Origin of the sequence: Copranaerobaculum intestinale (assembly GCF_009831105.1) — a bacterium.
GTDB lineage: Bacteria > Bacillota_I > Bacilli_A > Erysipelotrichales > Erysipelotrichaceae > Copranaerobaculum > Copranaerobaculum intestinale.
In genome coordinates, this window is record NZ_WUUQ01000003.1 from 85829 (window position 1) to 110782 (window position 24954).

At 39.4% G+C, this 24954-nt stretch carries 20 protein-coding genes and 3 tRNA genes; 19 read left to right on the forward strand and 4 right to left on the reverse strand.

Features of this window, described 5'->3' with window-relative positions; genetic code table 11:
* Positions 1 to 109 precede the first annotated feature (109 nt).
* The 5 genes from GSF08_RS08940 to GSF08_RS08960 all read left to right on the forward strand — a co-directional run bounded on the left by GSF08_RS08940 (position 110) and on the right by GSF08_RS08960 (position 8317).
* Positions 110 to 2350 (forward strand): bifunctional diguanylate cyclase/phosphodiesterase, encoded by a 2241-nt coding sequence (locus GSF08_RS08940; protein WP_249806036.1) that lies wholly within the window; start codon positions 110 to 112, stop codon positions 2348 to 2350.
* A gap of 405 nt (positions 2351 to 2755) precedes the next feature.
* Positions 2756 to 4603: a tRNA guanosine(34) transglycosylase Tgt gene (gene tgt / locus GSF08_RS08945; protein WP_160625460.1), complete on the forward strand. Its 1848-nt coding sequence runs from the start codon at positions 2756 to 2758 to the stop codon at positions 4601 to 4603.
* A 195-nt stretch (positions 4604 to 4798) separates the two neighbouring features.
* Complete coding sequence (locus tag GSF08_RS08950) at positions 4799 to 6589, forward strand: putative bifunctional diguanylate cyclase/phosphodiesterase (protein ID WP_160625461.1); 1791 nt, start codon at positions 4799 to 4801, stop codon at positions 6587 to 6589.
* Between the two features lie 299 nt (positions 6590 to 6888).
* On the forward strand, positions 6889 to 7602 hold the full coding sequence (locus GSF08_RS08955; RefSeq protein WP_160625462.1) for an ABC transporter ATP-binding protein: 714 nt from the start codon (positions 6889 to 6891) through the stop codon (positions 7600 to 7602).
* Positions 7595 to 8317 (forward strand): ABC transporter permease, encoded by a 723-nt coding sequence (locus GSF08_RS08960; protein WP_160625463.1) that lies wholly within the window; start codon positions 7595 to 7597, stop codon positions 8315 to 8317. Before GSF08_RS08955 ends, GSF08_RS08960 begins: the two co-directional genes overlap by 8 nt.
* 374 nt (positions 8318 to 8691) lie before the next feature.
* On the opposite strand, the gene GSF08_RS08965 is transcribed toward GSF08_RS08960, so the two are convergent.
* On the reverse strand, positions 8692 to 9345 hold the full coding sequence (locus GSF08_RS08965; protein WP_160625464.1) for a putative ABC transporter permease: 654 nt from the start codon (positions 9343 to 9345) through the stop codon (positions 8692 to 8694).
* A 271-nt stretch (positions 9346 to 9616) separates the two neighbouring features.
* Here GSF08_RS08965 and GSF08_RS08970 point away from each other — a divergent pair, with 271 nt between their 5' ends.
* From GSF08_RS08970 to GSF08_RS08980, 3 genes are all read left to right on the forward strand, one after another.
* Positions 9617 to 10306 carry an N-acetylmuramoyl-L-alanine amidase gene (locus GSF08_RS08970; RefSeq protein WP_160625465.1) on the forward strand — a complete coding sequence of 230 codons (690 nt, stop codon included), beginning with the start codon at positions 9617 to 9619 and terminating at the stop codon, positions 10304 to 10306.
* A gap of 134 nt (positions 10307 to 10440) precedes the next feature.
* A tRNA-Ile gene (locus tag GSF08_RS08975) sits at positions 10441 to 10517 on the forward strand.
* A gap of 17 nt (positions 10518 to 10534) precedes the next feature.
* Positions 10535 to 10610 (forward strand) — tRNA-Ala (locus GSF08_RS08980).
* A gap of 353 nt (positions 10611 to 10963) precedes the next feature.
* Here the strand turns inward: GSF08_RS08980 and GSF08_RS08985 are convergent.
* Positions 10964 to 11536 (reverse strand): hypothetical protein, encoded by a 573-nt coding sequence (locus tag GSF08_RS08985; protein WP_160625466.1) that lies wholly within the window; start codon positions 11534 to 11536, stop codon positions 10964 to 10966.
* A 156-nt stretch (positions 11537 to 11692) separates the two neighbouring features.
* Between GSF08_RS08985 and GSF08_RS08990 the strand changes: the two genes are divergently transcribed.
* The 3 genes from GSF08_RS08990 to GSF08_RS09000 are packed head-to-tail and all read left to right on the forward strand — an operon-like array spanning position 11693 to position 14400.
* On the forward strand, positions 11693 to 12739 hold the full coding sequence (locus tag GSF08_RS08990; protein ID WP_160625467.1) for a DUF6709 family protein: 1047 nt from the start codon (positions 11693 to 11695) through the stop codon (positions 12737 to 12739).
* Between the two features lies 1 nt (position 12740).
* On the forward strand, positions 12741 to 13175 hold the full coding sequence (locus tag GSF08_RS08995; protein WP_160625468.1) for a hypothetical protein: 435 nt from the start codon (positions 12741 to 12743) through the stop codon (positions 13173 to 13175).
* On the forward strand, positions 13168 to 14400 hold the full coding sequence (locus GSF08_RS09000) for a hypothetical protein (protein WP_160625469.1): 1233 nt from the start codon (positions 13168 to 13170) through the stop codon (positions 14398 to 14400). Before GSF08_RS08995 ends, GSF08_RS09000 begins: the two co-directional genes overlap by 8 nt.
* A gap of 112 nt (positions 14401 to 14512) precedes the next feature.
* Here the strand turns inward: GSF08_RS09000 and GSF08_RS09005 are convergent, their stop codons facing one another.
* A complete protein-coding gene (locus tag GSF08_RS09005; protein WP_160625470.1) occupies positions 14513 to 15472 on the reverse strand; it encodes a type II CAAX endopeptidase family protein in 960 nt (319 codons plus the stop codon).
* Positions 15473 to 16004: 532 nt separating this feature from the next.
* On the opposite strand from GSF08_RS09005, the gene deoC reads away from it, so the two are divergent.
* The 4 genes from deoC (at position 16005) to GSF08_RS09025 (ending at position 19796) form a co-directional block, all read left to right on the forward strand.
* On the forward strand, positions 16005 to 16667 hold the full coding sequence (gene deoC / locus GSF08_RS09010; protein WP_160625471.1) for a deoxyribose-phosphate aldolase: 663 nt from the start codon (positions 16005 to 16007) through the stop codon (positions 16665 to 16667).
* 113 nt (positions 16668 to 16780) lie between these two features.
* Positions 16781 to 16856, forward strand: a tRNA-Asn gene (locus tag GSF08_RS09015).
* A gap of 227 nt (positions 16857 to 17083) precedes the next feature.
* On the forward strand, positions 17084 to 18385 hold the full coding sequence (locus tag GSF08_RS09020; RefSeq protein WP_160625472.1) for an EAL domain-containing protein: 1302 nt from the start codon (positions 17084 to 17086) through the stop codon (positions 18383 to 18385).
* Positions 18386 to 18458: 73 nt separating this feature from the next.
* On the forward strand, positions 18459 to 19796 hold the full coding sequence (locus GSF08_RS09025; protein ID WP_160625473.1) for a hemolysin family protein: 1338 nt from the start codon (positions 18459 to 18461) through the stop codon (positions 19794 to 19796).
* Between the two features lie 12 nt (positions 19797 to 19808).
* Here the strand turns inward: GSF08_RS09025 and GSF08_RS09030 are convergent, their stop codons facing one another.
* Entirely contained in the window at positions 19809 to 20384 is a 576-nt protein-coding gene (locus GSF08_RS09030) for an N-acetylmuramoyl-L-alanine amidase family protein (protein WP_160625474.1), read from the reverse strand.
* Positions 20385 to 20548: 164 nt separating this feature from the next.
* On the opposite strand from GSF08_RS09030, the gene GSF08_RS09035 reads away from it, so the two are divergent.
* Genes GSF08_RS09035 through GSF08_RS09050 form a run of 4 tightly spaced genes read left to right on the forward strand, consistent with a single transcriptional unit; the run spans position 20549 to position 24358 of the window.
* Positions 20549 to 21313, forward strand: a complete 765-nt coding sequence (locus GSF08_RS09035) for a GDSL-type esterase/lipase family protein (RefSeq protein ID WP_160625475.1) — start codon at positions 20549 to 20551, stop codon at positions 21311 to 21313.
* Entirely contained in the window at positions 21310 to 21786 is a 477-nt protein-coding gene (locus tag GSF08_RS09040; RefSeq protein ID WP_160625476.1) for a DUF4358 domain-containing protein, read from the forward strand. The genes GSF08_RS09035 and GSF08_RS09040 overlap by 4 nt, the downstream gene beginning before the upstream one ends.
* 14 nt (positions 21787 to 21800) lie before the next feature.
* A complete protein-coding gene (locus GSF08_RS09045; protein ID WP_160625477.1) occupies positions 21801 to 23198 on the forward strand; it encodes an MBOAT family O-acyltransferase in 1398 nt (465 codons plus the stop codon).
* A gap of 11 nt (positions 23199 to 23209) precedes the next feature.
* On the forward strand, positions 23210 to 24358 hold the full coding sequence (locus GSF08_RS09050) for a DHHW family protein (RefSeq protein WP_160625478.1): 1149 nt from the start codon (positions 23210 to 23212) through the stop codon (positions 24356 to 24358).
* Positions 24359 to 24954: the final 596 nt, after the last annotated feature.

Here is a 24954-nt window from a genome sequence, read left to right on the forward strand (position 1 = left end):
AAAATGCTTTATATAAATTTTGTTAATTGTTTTCAGCCTTTTAATATATTATAATGTAATCACATATAATTAAGGTCTGTATATCGAACAGATATACCGGAGGATAGAAATGAAGGAGCATATCTATAATAATAAAAAACAAAAACGGTTTTTATTAGTGTTTTTATTTGCAATCATTATCATTATTGGGGCGGTTTCTGTATTCATTCGGGTGCAAGGTAATCATATGCTTGAGGATGACGTTGATAATTACCTTGAGGAAATTTCTTTACAAACTTCCTATAAAATTAACCAGAGAATTTTGTTTAACCAAAATTCTCTTTCGTATATTGCGGACAACTTAGATTTAATATCCGATGTTGAAGGTGTAATAGATAATGTTACTTCAGATAGTCCGTTTGAATGGATAGGGTTTATTGATAAAAATGAAGTCCTTCATGTGAAAAATCACGATGACATAGATATTTCTTTATTACCCTTTATTAATGATGTGCGAATGAACAAAAAAAGTGTGAGCGGGAAATTATTGAAACTTGACGATGAAGAAGGAGTATTATATACCTCACCGATTTCAGGTCATTCAAATTATACGACGATTGCCGGATATGTTCCGGTTTCTAAAATGAAATTATTATTAAACACAGATACTTTTAAGGGTATCGGATTTTCCCACGTCATTGATGAAGATGGTAATTATATATTGCATTCCGGCAATAAAAATGCATTGTTAAAAGATGATAATTTGTTTCAAGATATGCAGAAAAATACAAAAATAGAGAAAGGTAAAAATATTGAGATAGTCAAAGCGGAAATTGCGGACGGAAAAAAAGGAAGTTTGAAATTCGAAATAGGCAATGAGACTAGGGCAATTACCTATATGCCGATTCCAGATTCATCATGGTATTTAATTTCAATCGTACCGCCGGATATACAAACTGCCCAGCTGAAAGAAGGAATTAATTTTGCGATCCTTTTGATTGCTGGTACAACCATTTTTTTATCTGCAGTTTATCTTCTAATTACGCTTAGAATTTCTAATAATAAAAATCGAGAAATATCGAAAATTGCTTATGTTGACCCGGTTACAGAAGGGAGCACACGGGCAAAGTTTATGCTGGATTCTAAAAACATTTTCTCGCTTCGTCAGCCCTTTTCATTTCTTATTTTAGATATAAAGGGATTTAAACTCATAAATGACTCTTTTGGCAGTAAGCAAGGTGATAAAGTTCTCAAGCATGTTTATGATTGTATCCTGAAAAATCTTCATGAAGGTGAATATGCCTGCCGTGATAATGATGATAATTTTGATATTCTTATTAAGCGAGCCGATAAAACAGAAATAAGCAGATTTATTTCTGTTGTTGCGAATGATATCAATCAATTTAACGATAAAAAGAGCTCTCCGTATTATATAAATATTGAATGCGGCTGCTATGTCACAGAAGAACAGGAAACCTCCATAGTTAAACTAAAAGATTTTGCAAATACAGCGCGTAAAAACAATCAGGAAAAAGAAAAACATTTCTTATGGTCGAATGTATTTTATAATGATGTCATTCGTGTAAAAATGCGGAAAGAAAAAGAAATGAAGGATTCCATGGAAAGTGCATTAAATAATGATGAATTCTCTGTTTACTTACAACCTAAAGTAAGTTTAGAAAACGGAAATGTAGTTGGTGCTGAGGCTTTGGTACGTTGGATCAGACCGAATAAAGAAATGATTTATCCGGATGAATTCATACCGTTATTTGAAAAAACCGGTTTTATAATAAAGTTGGATTTGTATGTATTTGAGAAGGTTTGTCAAACCTTACGTAAATGGATCGATGAAAACCGATATATTATTCCAATATCGGTTAATTTATCAAGAAATCATCTTCATTTTAAGGATTTTCTAAAGGAATATAAAAAAATACAAGAACAATATCGAATACCGAGTGAATATATAGAATTAGAAATCACGGAAACGGTTGTATTTGAGAATTTACAAATTCTAAAAGGGGTTATTGATGAAATACATGCGATGGGCTATCGCTGTTCCATGGATGATTTTGGAAGTGGTTATTCATCATTAAACGTTCTGAAAGAAATCCCTGTTGATATTTTAAAAATTGACCGCATTTTCTTTAATTGTGAACAGACGGATCGAGGGGATAAAATCATTCAGTCGGTTATCGGATTAGCAAAAAAGCTGACGATTGATACGGTTGCGGAAGGTGTTGAAACAATCCCTCAAGTCGAACAGCTGAAAGAAATGGCGTGTGATATTGTTCAAGGATATGTATTTGATAAACCGATGCCTATCAGTGATTTTGAAAGTAAATATAAAGATAACCCTAAATTGTTTTAAGGTATCAATGATTTTCTATGGGTTTTGTTTATTCTTTATTGCCTGTTTGATCAGGCGGTGTTTATATGAATTAATAAAAATTTAATTCCCAATATGCCCTGTTTTACAGGGCTTTTTAAATTCAGAAGCATTTAGAATATAATATAAAGGCTATTAACATAAACGATCAAGCTGATGTGAAGTCTTGAATATAGTTTCTTGTTTTTTCTCCTGTTGAAGCGCGGTTTGTACGGCTTAATATAGGTTAAGTATTCCTGTCTGCTAAATATGAAGTTTGTAATTGTAAAAGAAGAATTATGACATAAAAATCGGTCATTCAATTTTTTATAAGATTTTGCTAGAGGACAGCAGAAAAATGTAAAACTAGGTACTGGATAGAATAATGATTTGTGTTATAATATCTCCATGACAAATTTTAAACAGAAAATGCTTATTTACTTTACCGCTTTATCAGCGGGAGTCTTATTAATTTCAAATCTCGCAGCTGTTAAGCTGTGGGACTTTTTTGGTGTAGCGGTGGATGGCGGTGTTGTTGTTTTTGCCATAACTTATATCGTCGGAGATCTGATCGTTGAATTTTATGGTAAGAAAACTGCCAATAATATCATTCTTGCAGGCTTTTTAGTCAATATCATCGCTATTCTTGCCTTCTACATAGTGATTGCTTTACCAGCATACCCAGGCTGGGATATGCAGAGTGCTTATGCTCGTGTTCTGGGATTTACTCCGCGTATTATCATTGGATCTTTGGTTGCTTATGTGTGCTCCAACCTGTTTAATAACTATATTTTCACTAAAATGAAGAACAGCAAGGGGATCTTTTCCTCGAGCTTTATAGCCCGGGCACTCGGCTCATCAGCATTTGCCCATATTATCGATTCCGGTATTTTTGAAACGATTGCATTTATCGGGGTATTGCCTTTTCATGAGTTTTTGGCGCAAGCGGGATTTGCTTATCTATTGGGAATCGGATTTGAAATTGTCCTGTCTCCACTAGAAGCTATCATTGCCAGAAAGCTGCGGTTGAAAATGAAAGATTATAAGAATAACAATACCTTCTCTTTTGAAATAACAAAACGTATTCCCGGTAAGCTTGGGCGAGCGGGAATCATTCACACTCCCCATGGTGATATCAAGACCCCGGCCTTTATGTCAGTAGGGACGAAAGGGGAAGTCCGTTTTGTGCCTATGGATGATTTAAAGAATATTCATGCCCAGGCAATGTTAAGCAATGGCTATCATCTTCGTAATATCTCTTATGAAATCGAAAAGCAGGGCGGTCTGGCGGAATGGTCAGGATGGAATGGCCCAACGCTCACTGATTCAGGAGGATTTCAGGTGATGTCACTTGGTTCCGGATGCGGGAAAGTCGTAAGCATGGATCGGGAAAAGAACGTTGTGAATGCTGATCCTAAGGATCGTTTGGCCCATGTAAGTGAAGACGGTGTTCAGTTTCATGATCCCTTTACGGATCAGGATGATTTTATCGGTCCGGAAGAATCTATGCAGATTCAGTGCCGAATCGGTGCTGATATCCATATGGCTTACGATGAATTGACTTCACTTGCAGACAGCTATGAATACAATGTGGAAGCGTTGGAGCGTACTGAACGCTGGGCTGAACGCAGTATCAAGGAACATAAAAAGCACTGCGATAAGCTCGGTTATCACCAGTCGCTATACGGTGTTCTGCAAGGTGGCCGCTGGGAAGATCTGCGTCGTTCAACAGCCAAGAAGATGGCAAAGATGGATTTCGACGGCTATGGTCTTGGCGGAGCCTTCCTAAAGGAAAATCTCGGTGAAATCTTAAAATGGTGCTGTGAAGAGCTTCCGGAAAATAAGCCGCGTCATCTGCTGGGACTTTCTCACCCGGATGATATTTTAATCGGTATAGAAATGGGAGCGGATACCTTCGATTGTGTAGCGCCCACGCGAGAAGCAAGGCACGGCAAGATCTATACGAAATATGGAAATTTCAATCTGAATAAATTTGCGGACAGTAGTGAGAAGCTGGATGATACTTGTGACTGTCCGACCTGCAGAGCTGGATGGACGCGCGGCAAGCTGCGCGCTCTTATGAAATCGCAGGACAACGCCGAGCGTCAGATTTATTATAATTTAGCTTCCCAGCACAACCTGCGCTTCATCATCCGATTAACGGAGGAAGCAAGGGAAGCGGTTATCCAAGGTAATTTCGAAGCATACCGTGACGAATTTCTTTTAAATTATTATGGTAGGAAATCAGAAACATAATCCTGCCAAAATCATGACAATCTAAGTCCTGAATGAAAGGACTTTTTCTTTTTCTGTTTAATAATTTACCAGATCGCAATAAATAAGTGATTGCAAGCAATTTTACCGAATCAGCTGCCCTATACATTTTTATGAAAAAGATGTAAAATGATTTTAATTACAATCTGCAGATAAATAGTAATTAAGGGGTATTTTATGAAGCAGAAATACAGCATAATGATATATATGTGTATTTGGACGGTGGCAATCATTCTATTGGTTTTTTCATTGAATCAAAATGCCGGCTATGCCAAGGTTATTAATTACAGTGGAATCGTGCGGGGCGGAACTCAGAAGCTTGTCAAAGAAGAGCTGCATGGTGTTCATGATGAAAAGCTGCTGGATCATTTGGATACGATCATGATTGAACTGCAAACCGGCAAAGGACCTAATGGACTGATGAAAATTGATAATACCGCATATCAGAATCAACTGACTGAGATGGCGGCTATTTGGAATGAAATGAAGCAGAATATTCAGAAAATGGATGATCCGCAGGCTGCGCTCAGACTTTATGAGCTAAGTCAGGATTATTTTGACAAAGCCGATGAAATGGTCAATACCGCACAGCATGTATCGGATCAGAAATTAATTCAATCAACGCTTCTATTTCTTTCTTTTATTATCATAACAAGTTCATCATTCATTTTCTGGTACCGTTCTAAACAGAAAGAAATCAGAAAAGTCATGTATATTGATAAACTGACAAGGCTGCCGAATCGTACCGCCTTTGAACTCGGCGTACAACGGTTGATTGCAACACATAAGCAGAAGTATGTACTGCTCTATTTTGATATTGATGATTTTAAGTATCTGAATGGTACCTATGGATATACGTGTGGTGATCAAATTTTGATCGGAGTAGCTGATGCAATGGTTGAATTTATACAGAATCGCGGTGTCTGTGCAAGGGATAACAGCGACTGCTTCTTTCTTTTAGCTGAATTTGAAGAAACCATTGTGGATCAGCTTCAGAATATTATGAAACAAATGGTCAAGCAAAAAATTGAGTTAGATATTGCCGATGATCTGAGTTTTACATTCGGAGCTTATGAAGTAAAGAATGAGGTACCGATACAGGATATGATTGACAACGTAATATTAGCTCATAAAAATGCCAAAGCTCTTGGCAGAGGTAATATTATTTGGTATAACCAAGAACTCTTAAACCGACTGCTTCAGGAGAGTCTCTTTATAAAGCAAATGCATACAGCCCTGAAACAAAATGAATTTCGGCTTTACTTACAGCCCAAATTTGAAATAGATACACTGAAGATCACAGGTGCGGAATCTTTGATGCGGTGGCACATGCAGGATGGACGTATTATATATCCGGATACGTTTATTTCTTTGTTTGAGAAAAACGGCTATATATACGATTTAGATTTTTATATGCTGGAGCGCACTTGTGAATTTCTACAGCGAAACCAATGCTTTGATTTCACAATTTCTGTCAATTTTTCACGAGTATCTATTCATCACAAGGATTTTTATGAACATTTACACGCTGTGATCAACGCCTATCAAATACCTGTTAGCTGCATTGAAATTGAAATCACGGAAAGTGCGTTCAATGGTTTGTCCCATACGATTTTAACCATCCTGAGACGTTTAAGCAATGATGGTTTCCTAATTTCGATGGATGATTTTGGAAGCGGTTATTCTTCTTTGAATCTGTTGACCGCGATGCAGGTAGATATTTTGAAAATTGACCGGGCATTCCTGGAAGAACAAAATGACAAGAAAAAGAAAATTATTAAACTGATTGTTGAGTTGGCCGCTACTCTGCATATGAGGGTAATATGCGAAGGTGTAGAAACAGAAGCAGACGTAGAATTATTAAGAGCGGTACGCTGTCAGCTGGGACAAGGCTATTACATATCAAAACCGATCCCGGCAGAAGCCTTTTCTGAAAAATATCTTCAAAAACACAAAACGGCCGGTTAAAACGTAAACTATCTATTTGGACAGAATAGATAGTTTTTTCATACCTGATATCATGCCGAAGATTGATACTGGAATTTCAGAAATATGCTTTGAGTTTATATCATTTCTAATCTGAAAAGTCTATTGTCATTGCGATAAAACGATTATTAATAATACATTATAATAAAAATAACACTTTCATCAATATATAATTATTAATTATGATATAATATAGATGTGGATTTAATCACTAATATATCTTATTGATAAAAAAGGAGGATAGGAATCTGTATGAATACCAAGTACAGATCATGAGAAACATGGAAAATGCGATTATTACAAAACATTTAACAAAGGAATACCATGGTTTCAAGGCGAACGATAACATTGATTTTATTGTGAAAAAGGGTGCTATTTGCGGTTTGATCGGCAGAAACGGCGCTGGGAAAACTACACTTATGCGTCAGCTGCTTGGGTTGTGTGAGCCGACAAAGGGAGAAATCGAGCTTCTTTCAATAAATCTTACGAATGCGCGCTGTAAAACCGGTTCACTGATTGAGACTCCAACATTTTATGAAAACATGAGTGTATATGAAAACATGAAAATACGCGGTATGCTGATTGGATTGTCGAATATGCATAATGAAATCAATCATAAACTGAAAGCTGTCGGTTTGGAATCAAAGAAGAATAGTAAAGTAAAATCACTGTCTTTGGGCATGCGTCAAAAGTTGGGAATTGCCTGCGCTATTTTGGGCAATCCGGAACTGCTGATTCTTGATGAACCGATAAACGGACTTGATCCGATCGCAATCAAGGAAGTGAGAAATACCCTTGTGGAAATGAATAAGCAGGGTTCTACCATCTTGCTTTCTAGTCACATATTGGGCGAGATGGAGAAAATCGCAACAGATTATGCTTTTCTGGTCGAAGGAAAATTGGTAAACCGTTTGACCCGGGAAGAAATTGAGAGTAAACATATCGATCTGGAAAGTTATTTTGTGGAGCTTGTCGGAGGTGAAGATAATGAGTAAAATTATACGAACCGAGTTATATAAACTGCGGCATAATATGGGGTTCATCTTGTTGATGCTGATCAGTGTTGCAATCTATGGCGGACTTAATTATATGTCAGAAACCTCGGCAGATGCAGTGAGCGCTTTAACACAGATGGGAAGCTTTACCTTTTTGATCCCAGTCTTTGCGGCTGTGGCAACCGCGTCAATCGTTTGTGATGACTATCAACTGAAAACAATGAAAAATATTGTATCTAGCGGTGTTTCAAGAAATCAAATTTTCTTTGGAAAATATATTACATCGATGCTTACGACAATCCTGCTTTTATTAGTGGACGCCATTATTACAATCATTATCTGTGGTTATTTCAAAGGTTTTGGTTCTAATGGTGTTGTTATGCAGCAGTTGTTCATCAATATTGCCTTGCAGATAGTTGTAGTATTAATTTTTAATACTTTTTCATTTGTAATTGCCAGCTTGTTAAGAAGTTCAAAGTCAACAATTATTCTTTCTACGATCCTGTATTTTTTAGATGGCGCAATTTTTGCGGGACTAGCCTCACTTACCAAAATAAGAATCATAGATGGACTTTCTTTATCTGCAGTTGAGAATGACATTAATAATTTTGCCATGAGCAGTAATGATTATCTGATCCTATGCGGACAATTATTGTTGGCCCTGCTATTGCTGATGTTTGCTTGTATGAAATTTAAAAAATCAGAGATTAAATAAAACTTCATTATGAGCGTAAATTTATTTTAATAAAACATTCTTCCTGAAAAATGAAGAGTAGGGGATTGATCTGTTGCTAACAGATATCAATCCTTTTTTATTACCCGTTTATAATTTGATCTATTTATTAGCATCATCAATAAAATATCATATATTTGTTCTTTGCAGGAAATGTGTATATATAAATTCTGTACTTAAATGAATATTTCGTTTATTCTAAAAAGTATTTTGAGTGCTCCTTATAAATGCCTTATGATTATCTTTGAAAATAACTTTGAACCCTGTATCTATTTAAAAAATAAAAAGGAACCCTTTTCATTTCTGACAAAAACGATAGGGTTTATCTTACTATGGTTATTTTTATGATCTCTCAGTTACTTGTTTGCCTGCATTACTGGGAATGTATCTGCCATAAAAGCATTATCATATGTATCATCTATCCATTCACCTATCCAAGTATACGGCTTTATATTCTGCTCTCGCAGCGCCATCCGTGCAAAGGCCGTATAAGTAAGAATTGTATCGGCGAGAATGAAAAGAAATACTATAACAAATACTGGCTGTGCATAACGATAAGGAAGCTTCTCGATCCATTTAGAAAGATATGGATAAATTCCTTTCATCAGGATTGTTCCTCCAATTCCCCATCCAATCATAAACGGTATAGTTGTTCTGCCCAGAATATTTAAAAAGTAATGATTATAATTCCAAAATTCAACCCCAAAACAAACTTCGGCGATCCAACTGGTCATGAATTCAGTTAACCCTCCGATCAAAGAGGAATACAGCAATGTTTTCCAAACGGAACGAGTTTCGTTGTGCTTTCCTAACAAGATAACGAATATGGCAGTACCGACACCATATATTGGACTGAAGGGTCCATAAATCAAACCCTGACGGGTAGAAAATGTATGATGTTTAAAAAACCACAGCATTTCTTCATAATATGTGCCAATCAAACAGCCAAGTAGAAAAAATATAAATATCTTTGAAAAGCAGTACCCCTTAGCGAAAATTTTCTTTTCCATAACTTCTCCTTTCCATTTTATTATAACATATAGTATTTTAAAAACGGGTGTCTATCGAAGTATCCATAAATGATAATTATTATTCGCGACAGCCGATGTTTCTTTTAAATATTTCTAAAGTGCAGGCAGAAATAATAGACTTGGCTTGTATATGATTGATATTATGAAGGGGTGGGTTTAACGGGAGAGATTCGGGAAGTGATGAAATGCACCGGATTTTAGAATCATGGCTTTTTTTCAATTTTGATTCATATACTTTACTGGTGATAATATGAAAAAGATAATGGCATCAGTTTTCTGCTCATGTATAGCATTGGGATTATTGTTTCGTCCGCAGCTAGTTGAAATGAAAGACTCTCTGGAAGTAAAATTGTTTCATCCGCTGTCAGGAGTTCGTATCGTATTAGATCCGGGGCATGGCGGTAAAGACGATGGTGCGCGTACCGAAGATGCCAAGGAACAGACGATTAATTTAGCGATAGCCAAGCAGACTAAGAAGATGCTGGAGGAAGCAGGAGCTTCAGTGATATTGACGCGGGACGGTGCTTATGATCTGGCCAGTGATGGGGTGAAAAACCGCAAGCGTGATGATATGAAGAAACGAGTCAATATGATCAATGACAAGCAGATTGACCTGTTCGTCAGCATCCATTTAAACGCATATCCTAGTTCGGCAGTACGCGGGACGCAGGTATTTTTTCGTAAGGGCGATCAGGCAGGTGAAAAGCTTGCTAATATGATTCAGAATCATTTTAAGGAGATAACCAAAGCTAAGATGTTACCGAAAGCGGGAGATTATTATATCCTGAATGAAACAGATAAACTGGGGGTATTGGTTGAGTGCGGTTTCTTATCGAATCCTATTGATCGAAAGAACCTTTTACAGAAAGAGTATCAGAAGAAAGTAGCGAATGTTTTGTATGTAAGTATCCGTGAATATCTTCAGATTCTTGATCAATAGTGCCTTATTTTTTAGAGAATTAAGAATGGTTATTGAAAAGGTAGAAATATTTAAAAAAAGTAAATAAAATCATATGAAAAATCGTTGACAGAGCTTTGTCCTCATGGTATTATAAGTAGGCATTCGATGGAAATGGGCCTGTAGCTCAGGTGGTTAGAGCGCACCCCTGATAAGGGTGAGGTCGTTGGTTCAAGTCCATTCAGGCCCACCATCGAATTTAATATACATGGGGTTTTAGCTCAGTTGGGAGAGCGCCTGTTTTGCACGCAGGAGGTCATCGGTTCGATCCCGATAAGCTCCACCATATATCAAATAGACGAACTGTTTTGATTGAAATATAAAACGGTTCGTTTTTTTGTTGGAAAGGTTCAGAAAATTTATTTGCATCCCAAAGCAGTAATGGATACTCAATATTCGAAATCCTATATTCTATTGTGTAAAATACTTGATACATTCCCTAGTTTGATCCTGATGTATTCCCAATTATGTACTAAATATAGCTATAACCTACTTATAAACGCATAAAAAGAGCGATGTGATCTTTCTGTATTCATCGCTCTTTTAAGACTTCATTAATTATGAAATAGTTGGATTAACCAATTGCTATACTTATAAAACAAATGTAATTTCATATCGGATAAAGTGTACTTCTGGTTTTTATTTACTCATGAAGGTTAAATGATCCATGATCTTTTTTGGATCTTTGATATCATCGGGACTGATGATAGCGAGTTGTTCATTCCCCCAGGTAAGAGAGTCGGCATATTGTTCATAGACCGGCAGAAACAGAAAATGATCCTGGTCGAGATTTTGGAAAGGGAAATCCGCCAGCATGGAGGATATTTGTTCTTCCATGGAAGACAGGCCGGCTTCACCCTCCTGTTCCCACCACCGCTGAAATGCTTTTTTCACAGCTTGATAGGTGTTTAACTGGGAGAAGAGAGCGCTAAAATCATAGCTTTCCTCATACCAATTGTTTTCATCAGCTTCCAGAGGATGACTCGCATCGCTTAAAGCGAATAGTATTTGATTCCACAAAGTGATGCCGCGCAGATGAAAGAACGCAGTGGAAATGAGTCCTTCGGTATCGCAGTTCAGCTGTTTAAATTCCTTGGGTTTTTTATGCCGCAAATCATAATATCGATATATGTAAAGTAAAAAATTAAGATTCTTGGATATGGCGATAGTAATATCTTTGCCGTCTTTCTGGTGGTTGTAAAGCTGTATCATGATATCATCCTTTCTGACATACGGTTACACTATAGCGCAGCTGGAATAGATTGTCAATGAATGGATAAGGAGGCAACATTTACCGTTCGCCGAGCGGTAAGAATTAAATAATATATGCTATAATATTACCATATTTATCGGAAAGGAGCGGTTTGTATGGGGCGTTTGATGAAACATTACCGGCATCGATTACAGCTCTGCGTGCTGTGGTATCTGCTTGCGGCACTGTTTATATGCATACCATCTTTTCTGTTTATCAATCATAAAGGGAAAGGATATCTGAATGCTGAACCGCTGTCACAGGCAGATGCAGAAATTCGTACGCTGGCCGGCGGAGATTTTCAGGCATGGGGAATATCTTCCTGGATCCGCAGTAATAGTATGCGGAATCGTACCTTTATCGTTGATCAAAATGATATCTTAGGTCCGATAGATGCAGCAGGAACAACCTATCTGGTACGATTGGACGATTCTTTCTTCGTGACAGTAACTGGTGACTATGAACAGCTGTATCGGGGAAAAGGCCGCTTGATCCCCATATCATCCAAGCTGCGTGAAGTATCTTTTCAATATCTGAAGAACGCCGGTTATGTTCAGAGCGGACGGCATATGACAACTGTGATCTCACCCTATTTAATGGAAATCGGTTATGCGGGAGATATTTCAGTATCAACACTGTATCTCATCTTGGGCCTCATCGCACTTGCGGTGCTTATGCTGATTGGAATTGGATACCGTATTTATCGTTACAGCAGCTTGCGTATCAGTATGGTTTTGTATGAGGAAAGCAGCCGTCGGGAAAAAGAAATTATGGATTATGAAATAACGGATGATCGGCAGGTACCGGGTGCGCTGGCTGGACGGAATTGTCTTTATGTACAGCGAGGCAAATTTCATCGAGTTATTATCCCAATTAAATATGAACAGATCATTTGGTATTATCAAAAACCGTTGTCGTCTAAAAAAACGCGGCTGGTTTTGTATGACAGTAACCGGAGATGCTACCAGATTAAGCTGATGAATAAAATGGTTGATGAGGTGATGCTGAGTCTGGCTGAAAAAGCACCGTATGCGATCTGCGGGTATCAGCGTGAAATTGCTCGCAAAGTACGACGTAATTTCTATGATCTGATGAAACAGGTGAATCAAAACCGTCAGGAAACTATGATGCGAAAGCAATTTGAAAAGAAAAAGGAGAATTAACATGAAGAATAAAAATTGGAATCAGCTGCTTGTAAGTGCCCTTGGAATCTCCTTTCTCTTATATGCCGCCTTTGAGTGCTATGGTCTGTATCAGGTCTATGCTGAAATTTCCTTTCTGCTGGACAGCTGGGCTTCGCCAATTACATATTATCTAGCCGGAATACTGGTTCGAACACTGTTTACCGGAGTTATCCTATATGGCTTACGGCGCGAAAGAAAATGGGGCCGCTATGCTCTGTATGGCTTTACAATACTGTTTTTGGCAAATGGAGCGATGACCTTCGGTGTGATTCATACGACTATGCGCGCAATCAGCAGCGGTTTTCAGTTTGCTTATTATTTCTTAATTTTGTTTTATGTCATGCTTGTGATCACCAGTCTAATGTATCTGCTTCATCCTGCTTTGAAGGAACATGGGGAGCCTCGGCATGAATAATAACCTGCGTGCTCGCTTTATGGCGATGACCGCAGATTTGAAAACGGATTGGGAGGCTTGTTCAAAAGACATACCGAGAATGTCCTCAATAAGTGAGGAGCAACGGCTGAAACAGGAAATGCTGATGGATCAAGGCCTTCAGAAAGTCTATCAGTTTTTAAATCAATATCATAAAATACCTCGCCGAAGCTGGCAAAAGCAGCGGAACAAACTCATACAGTTACTGTTAGATAACGATACACTCTTGGTTACATCACATATGGATCATCAGATCAAGAATCAGCTTTTGCAGGTCAGCATAGCCTTTATCCGAGCAGCCAGAGAATTTGATCCGTTACTGTCGCTTTCCGATATTGGTCAGGCAATGCGCAACGTTTGGATCTGTGCGGTGCTGCAGCTGCTGTTTTGTAAGGAAGTACGTTATTCAAAAGCGATCTTTGGTTATAGTATGCTGTATCCTTATACCGATAATCTGCTGGATGATGAAATGCTTACGCAAGCTGATAAGCAAAGCTTTAATCGACATTTTTACGCACGCTTAAAAGGAGAAAAAATCTGTGCTGTTAACGAATATGAACAAAAGGTGTTCAGACTTATTAGTGCGATTGAAAGTGTATATGATCGCAATCGATATCCGGTTGTGTATGAAAGCCTGTATTTGATTATGGAAGGGCAAATTCAAAGCTTGACTCAGCAAACGGATTCCATGTCTCAATCAGAGCTGCTCCGTATCAGCATCGAAAAGGGTGCGGCCAGCGTGGTTGCAGACGGATATTTGGTTTGCGGCGATATGGATCAGAAGCAGCTGCGCTTTTGTATGCAGTATGGATTTATGCTTCAGTTAGGTGATGATCTTCAGGATATTGAAGAGGATCATCAACACCATCATCAAACCCTTTACTCTATGTTGGATGAGAATGTACTGCTGGATCAGCCGATCTGTCAGCTGCTTTCCTATACGGAACAGCTGATGAATGATGTAACTTGTGATGCAGGAACAAAAACCATGGTCATCGACAACTGTATGCTGCTGATCTATCTGTCGGTTCTCTCTAAACCGCATCGCTTTTCTTCGGCGTTCATTAAGCGATGTGAACAGGCGATGCCACTTCACTATGCGTATTTACAGAAAATCGGTCATGTTTGGTCAAACAGTGAACTAGGAAAGCGTGCCTCACAGGATGAATCCTATTTAAAGGAGCTATTGGATGCAGTTTTAGAATAATATAAGCATAATCTTCATACATATCAAATACAAAAAGACCGGTCTTCACATTATGCAAAAATCGGTCTTTTTTATATGCTTTGCTTATTGTTTACATGCTTGAAAAATGCAGTTAATTGCTGAATGATTGTTTTGAATCTTTTTGTATCCACCCAATTAAACCGGCTAACGCTGCGCCCAGAATTACTGTAACGATCAGTCCGCCTTCTGTTCCAAACGCTCCGCCGTTTAAGAACCATAAATCCTTATTAGCGGTAAAGTGGAAAATGCTGCTGGCAACATCATTTCCACTAACCGAAATGCCGAATACAGACCCTTGCATGAAATTCCACATGGTATGCAGCGCACAAGCGCCCCATAAATTTTTGGTTTTTAATACATACAGAGACATAAATGTACCGAATAACAGAAGATTGATGAAGGAAATCGGACCAATATTGGGGTTGCCGAGATGCAGCAGTGCAAAGATCACCGTATTTACTACTACGCCAATGATCACTTTGTTCGTACGTGCCGCAATGGAGGTCATGAGAAATCCTCTCAGCATGATCTCCTCACTTGCTCCCTGAATCATATACGCTATGAAAGTAAGCAGAACCACCGGCAGAACCGACCAAGATATACTGGCAAATGTCAGTGATCCGGTTACCGAAAGCAACGCCACCACCACAATCATCAAAGCAGCTCCGATACCTAATCCGATTAAATATTGAGATACCGCATGTTTGCGGGTGAAACCCATTGATGTAAAATACCGTTTTTCATAATAGCGGCAGAATAACAAAAATCCCGCAATAACAGCCGCTGTAATCATTAACGATACGATATTTATCTCATCCGCTGACAGCAGGGACAGCATATTGAAGTCCTCTGACAGCAGCGTAGAATCCGGAAGTCCGGAACTTGATGCAACCAATGCAACATAGATGAATAGAAATAATGAGCCGATTAGCGAACACACCAGATAGATCAAGATACAGAATATGATCAACATAAATATATTCGGTTTGCGCTTGGCTTTTTTTGCTTCTTCAATCATCGGGAAAGGCTGTTTAAAAAATTCTGAAAGCATATTCTCGCTCCTTTTATGGTAAATGTATGGGTATGAAGCCCTATGTACTATTATAACGCACAAGCTTTGTAAACGAAATGATTTTATGAAGAATTATAGAGCGTACAAATTACATCTCAATTAGGTAATGATGTGTTCCTGTTGTATGTGAAACAGCTATGATCAAAACTTGTATCAAACGGCTGGTTTTACTGTGACATAGAATTTATATAAATATCCAAGCGAAATTCGAGATTCCGCAGATTTCCGCATTCATTAAGGCTGATTTTGATAATTTCTATCAGGATTAATACAGGATGAATGAGATTATATCATCACCGAGCTGCATAGCTGAAAACATCCATCAGAAGCATCTGCTGATTTTGAATGAATAGACTAAAGTAAAATGACGGAAATAAATTACAATTACCGTCAAAAGGAATGATCTATTTTAGATAACAGATCGATTTGAAAATATTTAAAGTATTCGAAACAATTCTTGCATATGACGAAAATATGATATACTTAGAAATAGATAAACAGGAGGCATTTTATGAGACTTGAAAAATATATCGATCATACGCTGTTGAAGCCTGAATCCACGCAGGATCAGATTTTAAAGCTCTGTGAAGAAGCAAAAGAATATGACTTTGCTTCCGTATGTGTCAATCCTTATTGGGTGAAGACATGTGCAGAGGCATTGCGCGGAACCGAGGTAAAGGTGTGCACGGTCATTGGCTTTCCGTTAGGAGCAGCCACTTCTGCGGTGAAAGCATTCGAAACTAAGGATGCGATCGCGAATGGCGCTGAGGAAGTGGATATGGTCTTAAACATCGGTGAGATGAAAGCAGGACATTATGATGCTGTACAAAAGGATGTCGAGGCGGTAGTTGAAGCGGCAAAGGGTGTCTGTGTCAAGGTAATTCTGGAAAACTGTCTGTTAACAAAGGAAGAGATCGTAAAAGCGTGTGAATTGTGCGCGGCAGCGAAAGCGACCTTTGTGAAAACATCAACCGGCTTTTCTACATCGGGAGCTAATCCGGAAGATGTAAAGCGGATGAAGGAAGCGGTAAAGGGGCATTGCCTGGTGAAAGCAGCCGGTGGGGTTCGTACATATGAAGATATGGAAAAGATGATAGAAGCAGGAGCTGACCGTATTGGTACCAGTGCCGGGGTAAAGCTCATGAACCGTGAGGAGTCAGAAGGAACCTATTAAACAGTTAGTCCATTCCAGAGGGATGGACTTTTTTCAATCTAAAATTTCTCCTACTTTTTTCATGAAAAGATATTGAATAAAAAAAGAGTTTATGATAGTATAATTAAGCACTTGCCTAAATAGCTCAGTTGGTAGAGCATTCGGCTGTTAACCGACAGGTCACAGGTTCGAGTCCTGTTTTAGGCGCCATTTATTGAAGCAAGCCCGTTCAGCGGGCTTTTTTCTTATTATTTAAAACCAATTAAATAGCGATAAGGTATTGCAGGCAGGGGAATGCATGATGTACTTCGCAAAATGACAAACCAAATAAGATGATGTATGATTTTAGCGCAGTAACAACGGAAGTGCAGTCACCTATCTTTATTGTTTACACAATGGTATAATCAAGAAAGCTAAAGACGCAGGGAGCGAACAATATGTATGAGAAAATAAACGATGCCTATTATGATTCCTTAGTAAACGGATATAATGAAAAATGGATTCAGGATCGATATGAAAATTTGCGCTGCCACTCGCATGAATCGAAGTATATGCTGATCGCCATGAATATAAAAAGCTTCCGGCTTTTTAATATTTTATATGGCCGTAAGGCAGGAAATGAAATACTGAAAACAGTCTATCAGGCAGTTGCTGAATACCTGGATAAGGACGAATGGATTGGCCATGTCTATGCCGATTCGTTCCTGCTGCTGATGAAATATAGTAATTTGCAGGAATTCGAAAACGATCGGATCGAGGAATTGACGGATATAATTTATCGGATCAAACGTGATCCGCGCATTTATCGTAATATTTTCGCATCTTATGGTATTTACGCTTTGGACTATGAGGATTCTAGCTTTGATGAAGCAGTGGAATGTGCGAATCTGTGCCGGATATCCTGTGAGGGTCTGCATCGGCGAAGCTTTAGCTATGAAGTGTATGATCAGCATTTTCTGAAAGATTATCAAGCTCGCTGTGATCTGGAGATCCGCACCGCTGAGGCCTATAAGAATTATGAATTTATTTCGTTTTTACAGCCGAAGGTAGATGCGCATACACATCAAATTGTCGGTGCGGAGGCTCTGGTGCGATGGTATGGTCAAGACGGAAAGCTGGTGCCGGTCGCTGATTTTTTACCGATCCTGAATGAGAATGCCTATATCGTATTAGTCGACATGGATGTATTTGATTTGGTGTGCCGTATGCTGGATGGACGAATTAAAGCGAATAAGCCGGTTGTACCGATCAGCTTTAATTTATCAAAGCCGCACTTCTATGATTCAAATCTGATCAAGGATTATACGGATATTTTGGATAAATATCAAATCCCTCGTGATTTGATCGTTTTCGAATTGATGGAGACGATCACACTGGACGATACCGCTAAGATGAAGGAAGTTGTCGCTCAACTGAGAAGTGCCGGATTCAGCTGTTCACTCGATGATTTTGGAAACGGCTATTCTTCCTTTACAGTTTTATTAAATGCTAATCTGGATAGTGTCAAGCTGGATCGGCAGTTTTTCGTTCCGAATCTGAATGGTGACAGTAAGCTGATTATACAAACGGTGGTTCGGCTAATCAAATCATTGGGCATGAAGGTCATTGCAGAGGGTGTGGAAACGAAGGAGCATGCAGATTTTCTGGATGCTTGCGGCTGTGATCAAATTCAGGGATTTTATTTCTATAAACCAATGCCGATCGGCGAATTTGAAGCATTGCTTGATGAAAACTCTTAAAAGCTTTACAAATATCATATAATCTGCTAAAATGTGAATCAATTTATAATACAAAAAGGAGTTGTTTAAATTTATGGATGCTGGCCCCAGTCAGACTTCAATCATATTTCAATTTATTTTGATCGCTGTTTTGATAATGATCAATGCATATTTTGCGGCAAGTGAAATGGCGATCGTTTCCGTCAATAAGACGAAGATCCATCACTTAAGTGAAGAGGGTAATAAGAAAGCAAAACTTGTAGAGCGTTTGTTGCAGGAGCCTACGAGCTTTTTGTCGACAATTCAGGTAGCGATTACGCTGGCTGGTTTTTTTAACTCGGCAAGTGCTGCGACCGGTATTTCCATTCAGTTAGGTGCCATGCTGAAAAGCTGGGGCATTCCATTTGGTGAATCGGTAGCGATGGTTGTCGTTACGATATTGTTATCCTTTATCACGCTGATTCTCGGAGAGCTTGTGCCGAAGCGAATTGCCCTTCAAAAAGCTGAGGGAATCGCTATGGCGGTTGCCGGTCCGATTGTATTTATCAGTAAGGTCGTATCACCCTTTATCAAGCTGCTGTCCTGGTCAACGGCATTTGTGCTGCGCTTAATCGGCATCAAGGATGAAAATATTGAGGAATCCTTATCGCGTGAGGAGATTCGTTCCATGGTGATCTCCGGTCAGGAAAAGGGCGTTTTCAATGAGACAGAAACGGAAATGATCAATAGTATTTTTGAATTTGACGATACGCAGGCAGAAGCGGTCATGACACCGCGAACGGAAGTGTTCTGTATCGATATTGATGATCCGCTTACTGATTATATGGATGAATTAATGGAAATGCATTATACCCGTATTCCGGTTTATCAGGATTCCATCGATCATATCATCGGTATTCTGCATATGAAGGACTTCACGGTTCAGGCTCGCGAAAATGGGTTTGATCATGTTGATATCCGTAAAATTCTGCGTAAACCATACTTCGCGCTGGAAAGTAAAAAAGTCGATGAGCTCTTTATCTCTTTGCAGCGGGAACATCAGCATATTGCGATTTTGGTGGATGAGTACGGAGGCTTTTCCGGTATTGTAACGCTGGAGGATTTGATTGAAGAAATCGTTGGTGAGATAGCCGATGAATACGATGATGGTGAAGATCCCCAGATTAAGCGAATAGATGAGAATACGTATATTCTGGATGGTTCGATGATGATTGATGATATTGATGAAGAGCTGCATCTCCAGATTCCGCTGGACGATCTGGATACGATCGGCGGCTTCTTGATTGATCAATTGGGTGAAATGCCGGAAGAGGGTGAGGAAAAACTCGTAGAATGGGATAATCTAACCTTCAAGATCGAAGAATTCAAGGATAAGCGAGTGGGCCGTATCAAATTATATATATCACCGCAAACAAAAGAAACAGCAGATTAATCCGCTGTTTTTTTAGTTGAGACAAGGTAAATCAAAGAAACGCAGCAGTCCGATATAGATCGCATAAGCAAAACCGAATTTATCATCTCGAAGCAGCTGTGCGTCAGCGGTATTTGTCAGATATCCAAGCTCTACCAGAATGGCTGGCATCGCTGTCGCGCGCAGCACGTACAGAGCAGGATTGACGCGGACGAAGTTATCGCGGGTACCGACATACTGTACGATACTGTCCAGCACATCCTCTCCCAGATAGAATGCATCACTGTCACGCCGGTACACATAAACTTCGGAACCGTTGACATTTGGATTAACATTGTAATTTGCGTGGATACTAATGAAGTAGTCGGCCGGCCATTGATTTGCCATTGTCACCCGCTGCTGCAAACTGGTTGTTGCGGATGTGCCGATGACCTCGTTTGGATCATTGCGGGACAGCCGTACTTCAAAGCGAGGATCGAATCGTAAAAATTTAGCCAGCAGAAAACCGGTCCAGTAGGTTACATCCTGTTCTTCAAGACCATTTGCTTCAGCACCGGCGTTGATCGTACCGGGATTGTGTCCCTGATCGATAAATATGCGTATTGCCATAATGTTATCACCCAGGAATAGTCTATGCACTTGGAATGGGATGGAATGGGTATTTGACAGCCATTATTAAATCTTTAGAAAAATTTACATATATGATTATTTCTATAAGTAAAACGTTATGATAAAATATATGTGATATAACGGAATATGAATCGAGGAAAAAGATGAAGAAAGTATATAAAAAGGCTCTGATTATTTGCTGTACAGTGATGCTATTAAGCGGCTGCCAAAATAGCGGCGATCAGAAAAAGGAGAAGCTGCTGAAAACCGGGCGGGCAAAATTGGCGGCTCTTTCTACCCAGAATCTGGATACGGTCAGCCAGGCGGTTAATGCTCAGCAGGCGGAATTGAAGCGGCTGCGCCGCAAAGCCGAGGAAGCGAAAAATCCCAATCAGCCCCGCAACTATGTAGATGTATTTTCTAATTCGGTAATTATGGGCGATTCGATTGCAGCCGGACTTGTGGACTATCAATTGTTGACCAACATTCAGGTGATTGCCTCACGAGGACGCAATGTAGATACGATTGATGAGGATATTCAAAAAGTGATCAATTTGGCGCCTTCTTATATTTTCATGGAATACGGTATGAATGATTTACAATACTTTCGTCAGAATACTCCGTTGTTTATCTCAGAATATACTGCGGCAATTCAAAAACTGAAAACCGCGCTTCCCAATACAAAAATCTATGTCAATGCGATATTGCCAATTATGCAGAATGCTATTAATCGAGTACCGGAAAATGCCGGTTGGCCGAATTTTAATGCGGCTCTGAAGCAGATGTGTACGGATCTTGGGGTCACTTATATTGATAATGCATCGATCCTAACAGAAAACGGGATTGGCTATAATCCTGACGGCATTCATCCGTTATTTGCATATTTCCCATTATGGCTGGATCATATGGCGGAGGTGGCTGGGCTATGAATCAGGAAATTATGAGACGTATTCGACAGGTGCTGCTTGTACTGCTGATATTAGGGCTTCTGTATTATCCTTTTTACAGTGGTGACAGCCGTACCGACTGTAAGACGATGGAAGCGGCGATTACCAAACTGATCAAGTCAGAAACCATGAATAAGCAGGATGCCAATGGACTGAAACGATATTATGACATCAGTGTAAAGGATACGGAAGGCTTCATCCTATATACGCCGAAGTCGATGATGGATGTAGATGAGCTCCTTATTATTAAACTGAAAACCGGTGATGACGGAGCTGTTTTTCGCAAAGCCGTAGAAGCCCGACTGGCTACACAGCTGAAAAACTTCAACGGTTATGGAACGAATCAGACTGAATTACTAAACAAACATAAATTGGTCATTAAAAAGGGATACCTGTTCTATGCGGTATCCAAACAGGCAGATACCTGGAAGCAGATATTCCAGGATGCACTTTAGGGAGGGATGATGTGATGACATTTCAAACAATTCCATTTCTCTTTCTGTTTCTGCCATTGTTTTTAATTGGGTATTTGATCTGTCCCCGCAAGGGCAAGCTGCTGATTCTGACAATCGGCAGTTTACTGTTTTATGCATGGGGAGAACCGCTTTATGTGATACTGTTGATGGTCTCCGTTGGATATTGTTATTGGGCAGCGAAAAAGATCGACCAAAGCGAGCGGCCGAAAGTACGCCGCAGGATCCTTTTTCAAGCGATTGCAATTCATGTCTTTGCACTTCTCTATATGAAATATTACGGCTTTTTCCTTGATACGCTGCGATCCTTACTGCATGCCTCCTGGACATATAAAACTTTGCCAATGCCGTTGGGCATTTCATTCTATACCTTTATGATGCTATCCTATCTGTTGGATGTGTATTGGGGCAAGGTGAAGGCATCCACGAATATCCTTACGTTTTCTGCATATGCAACCTTTTTTCCTAAATTAATAATGGGCCCGATTGACCGCTATGCGAACATGGTTGAAGATCTGGAGCATCCGACTCCGAATGTATTTTCATTTGGTGAGGGAGCAGAGCGATTTCTAAAAGGACTTGCGAAAAAGGTTTTACTGGCTGATGCATTGGGAATCATATGGACAAATGTCCAGTCCGGCAGTCCGTCTGATCTTTCGCTTGTTACAGCATGGATCGGTGCTTTGGCCTATACCCTGCAGATTTATTATGACTTCAGCGGTTATACGGATATGGCGATTGGACTGGCCAAAATGATGGGAATCCGCTTGATGGAAAACTTTCAAAGACCGTATCTGTCTACCAGCATTACGATGTTCTGGCGGCGCTGGCATATTTCTTTGAGCAGCTGGTTTCGGGATTATATCTATATTCCGCTTGGCGGCAACCGCGTATCAAAAGGTAAGCATATTCGCAATATTATGATCGTATGGATGCTGACCGGCTTCTGGCACGGAGCAAATTGGACTTTTATTGTCTGGGGCCTCTATTACGGAGTCCTGCTGATTCTTGAGAAATATGTCTTCAGCAGTGCGATGAAAAAACTGCCGGTAATAATACAATGGCTGATCACCGCATTCCTGGTGATCATCAGCTGGGTAATCTTTGCATCACCGGATGTAAGCAGTGCGCTTGCATATTTGAAATCAATGTTCTTCATGCAGGGAAATCTTCTTGTTGATGAGCAGACCTGGTGGTTGCTATCAAATAACTTGATTCTTCTGATTCTGGGCGTTCTGTTTGTGCTGCCGCTGGGTGAAAATATTGCACGGCGTCTGAAACAGAACTATGGGGGAGCAATCGCCCTGAATATTCTTTATCTTGCGATGTTTGCCCTCTCTTTAGCGTATATGATGGGACAGACATATCAGACATTTCTGTATGCACAGTTTTAGGAGGTGAGCCGATGAAAGACACGAAAAGTCACTTTTTCTTTAATATTCTGATGGCGATTAGCTTTGCCGCAATCCTTGTCATCGCTTCGCTGGCATCGCTGTTTCGTGCGGATACTGTTTTCTCAGATACCGAGAATCGCAATCTGGCACAGCGGCCCTCCTGGAGTCTGGATGCTTATTTGGACGGATCCTTCATGAAAGATTACAATTCATATGCGAATGACCAATTTATCGCCCGTGACAGCTGGGTGAAATTGAAAACGGATGCAGAACTCGCACTTGGACGAAAAGAATTGAATCATGTCTATAAGGGATCAGATGGTTCACTGTTTGAACCATTTCAACCGCTTCCTGCAAAATCGCGTAATCAAACTGTAAGGGCGATGAATGAATTTGCGGCGGCTTATCCGGATGTAAAATTCCAAATGCTGCTGATTCCAAATGCAGCGGCAATTCTGCCGGAAAAGCTGCCAGCTCATCTATCGGATCAAAACCAGTTGAAAATGATGAAAAAGACTAGCCAAGAATTAAAAGGATACACTTGGATAGATGCAGTCGCACCGCTTCAAAAACAGCATGATAAGTATTTATATTACCGTAGTGATCATCACTGGACATCCATGGCAGCACATTATGTATTTGAAGAATTTGCAAAACAGAATAAACTGGATACAAAGAATCATAGCTTTGAACCCTATTTGATCAGTCGGAATTTTTACGGAACGCTGGCATCGCGAAGCTCCTATTACAGCAAGGATCCAGATGAAATATATATGTACGTCACTAATAATAACGAAGATAAAAGTACGATTGCTTATGTGGAAGAACAGCAGAAAAGCGCTACCTTTTATGATCAGGAGAAGCTAAAGACAAAAGACCAGTACGCTGTATTCTTCGGCGGGAATCATCCGTTGATGGAAATCAATACCACATCGGCAGTTGATAAAACGCTGCTGATCTTTAAAGATTCGTATGCGAATTGCTTTATTCCATTTCTAACGCCTTATTACAGCCGTATTGTAGTGGTTGATCCCCGTTATTATGCCGGTGATATTCATCAGTTGATGAAGGATCAGGGAATACAGGAGGTATTGTTTCTTTATAATGCGAATACGTTTTATCAGGATACATCACTGGATGTATTGCTGAGAAGTAAATAATGCCGGGAATTGATTAAAATAAACATACTGCTGATATAAAGGCAGTATGTTTTTATCTTTTGTTTTTCTTATGAATGTTAGCGGTCTTTTTTAAGATTCTTTTGCTATGATTACAGAAAGGAGAATGGATTATGAAGAAGGACAATAGTTCATGGATCTGGAAATTGATCATCCTGCTGCTTTTGATTGCGTTGGGCATTACCTTTTTGCAGAAAGGATAAGTTTTATATTAATACATAGATGATGATCCTGTGTATTTTGTATGTGGTTGATGACAATCAATGGCTTCGATGGATCGGGAAAAACCGAAAATTAGATGAGGAAGGGATAGCTTCGCATGTAATGCAGGCCGATGAAAATCGTGAAATATCTCTTCGTTTATTCAATGAGCCAAGTATGTGGTGTTGGAATGATCATTCTGAGAGCTGTAATGATTACATTGATGGTGTGCTCATAGTATGTACTATTATCAGTGTTCTGACAACCGTATCCAAAAGATACGATTCTTTTTTTCTAAGGATGCTTTAGGTAGGCACTTGGGGAGGATCGAATGGTTAACAGAGGAATCAATCGGATAAGAGGGTACGCACTCTTTT

Bases quoted from the DNA above. Each gene is read 5' to 3' on its own strand.
- GSF08_RS09025 (WP_160625473.1), top strand. From the start codon at position 18,459: ATGGATGCTGGCCCCAGTCAGACTTCAATCATATTTCAATTTATTTTG.
- GSF08_RS09030 (WP_160625474.1), bottom strand. From the start codon at position 20,384: ATGGCAATACGCATATTTATCGATCAGGGACACAATCCCGGTACGATC.
- GSF08_RS09020 (WP_160625472.1), top strand. From the start codon at position 17,084: ATGTATGAGAAAATAAACGATGCCTATTATGATTCCTTAGTAAACGGA.
- deoC (WP_160625471.1), top strand. From the start codon at position 16,005: ATGAGACTTGAAAAATATATCGATCATACGCTGTTGAAGCCTGAATCC.
- GSF08_RS08940 (WP_249806036.1), top strand. From the start codon at position 110: ATGAAGGAGCATATCTATAATAATAAAAAACAAAAACGGTTTTTATTA.
- GSF08_RS09050 (WP_160625478.1), top strand. From the start codon at position 23,210: ATGAAAGACACGAAAAGTCACTTTTTCTTTAATATTCTGATGGCGATT.
- GSF08_RS08990 (WP_160625467.1), top strand. From the start codon at position 11,693: ATGGGGCGTTTGATGAAACATTACCGGCATCGATTACAGCTCTGCGTG.
- tgt (WP_160625460.1), top strand. From the start codon at position 2,756: ATGACAAATTTTAAACAGAAAATGCTTATTTACTTTACCGCTTTATCA.
- GSF08_RS09035 (WP_160625475.1), top strand. From the start codon at position 20,549: ATGAAGAAAGTATATAAAAAGGCTCTGATTATTTGCTGTACAGTGATG.
- GSF08_RS08960 (WP_160625463.1), top strand. From the start codon at position 7,595: ATGAGTAAAATTATACGAACCGAGTTATATAAACTGCGGCATAATATG.
- GSF08_RS09040 (WP_160625476.1), top strand. From the start codon at position 21,310: ATGAATCAGGAAATTATGAGACGTATTCGACAGGTGCTGCTTGTACTG.
- GSF08_RS09000 (WP_160625469.1), top strand. From the start codon at position 13,168: ATGAATAATAACCTGCGTGCTCGCTTTATGGCGATGACCGCAGATTTG.
- GSF08_RS08965 (WP_160625464.1), bottom strand. From the start codon at position 9,345: ATGGAAAAGAAAATTTTCGCTAAGGGGTACTGCTTTTCAAAGATATTT.
- GSF08_RS08970 (WP_160625465.1), top strand. From the start codon at position 9,617: ATGAAAAAGATAATGGCATCAGTTTTCTGCTCATGTATAGCATTGGGA.
- GSF08_RS09005 (WP_160625470.1), bottom strand. From the start codon at position 15,472: ATGCTTTCAGAATTTTTTAAACAGCCTTTCCCGATGATTGAAGAAGCA.
- GSF08_RS09045 (WP_160625477.1), top strand. From the start codon at position 21,801: ATGACATTTCAAACAATTCCATTTCTCTTTCTGTTTCTGCCATTGTTT.
- GSF08_RS08950 (WP_160625461.1), top strand. From the start codon at position 4,799: ATGAAGCAGAAATACAGCATAATGATATATATGTGTATTTGGACGGTG.
- GSF08_RS08995 (WP_160625468.1), top strand. From the start codon at position 12,741: ATGAAGAATAAAAATTGGAATCAGCTGCTTGTAAGTGCCCTTGGAATC.
- GSF08_RS08955 (WP_160625462.1), top strand. From the start codon at position 6,889: ATGGAAAATGCGATTATTACAAAACATTTAACAAAGGAATACCATGGT.
- GSF08_RS08985 (WP_160625466.1), bottom strand. From the start codon at position 11,536: ATGATACAGCTTTACAACCACCAGAAAGACGGCAAAGATATTACTATC.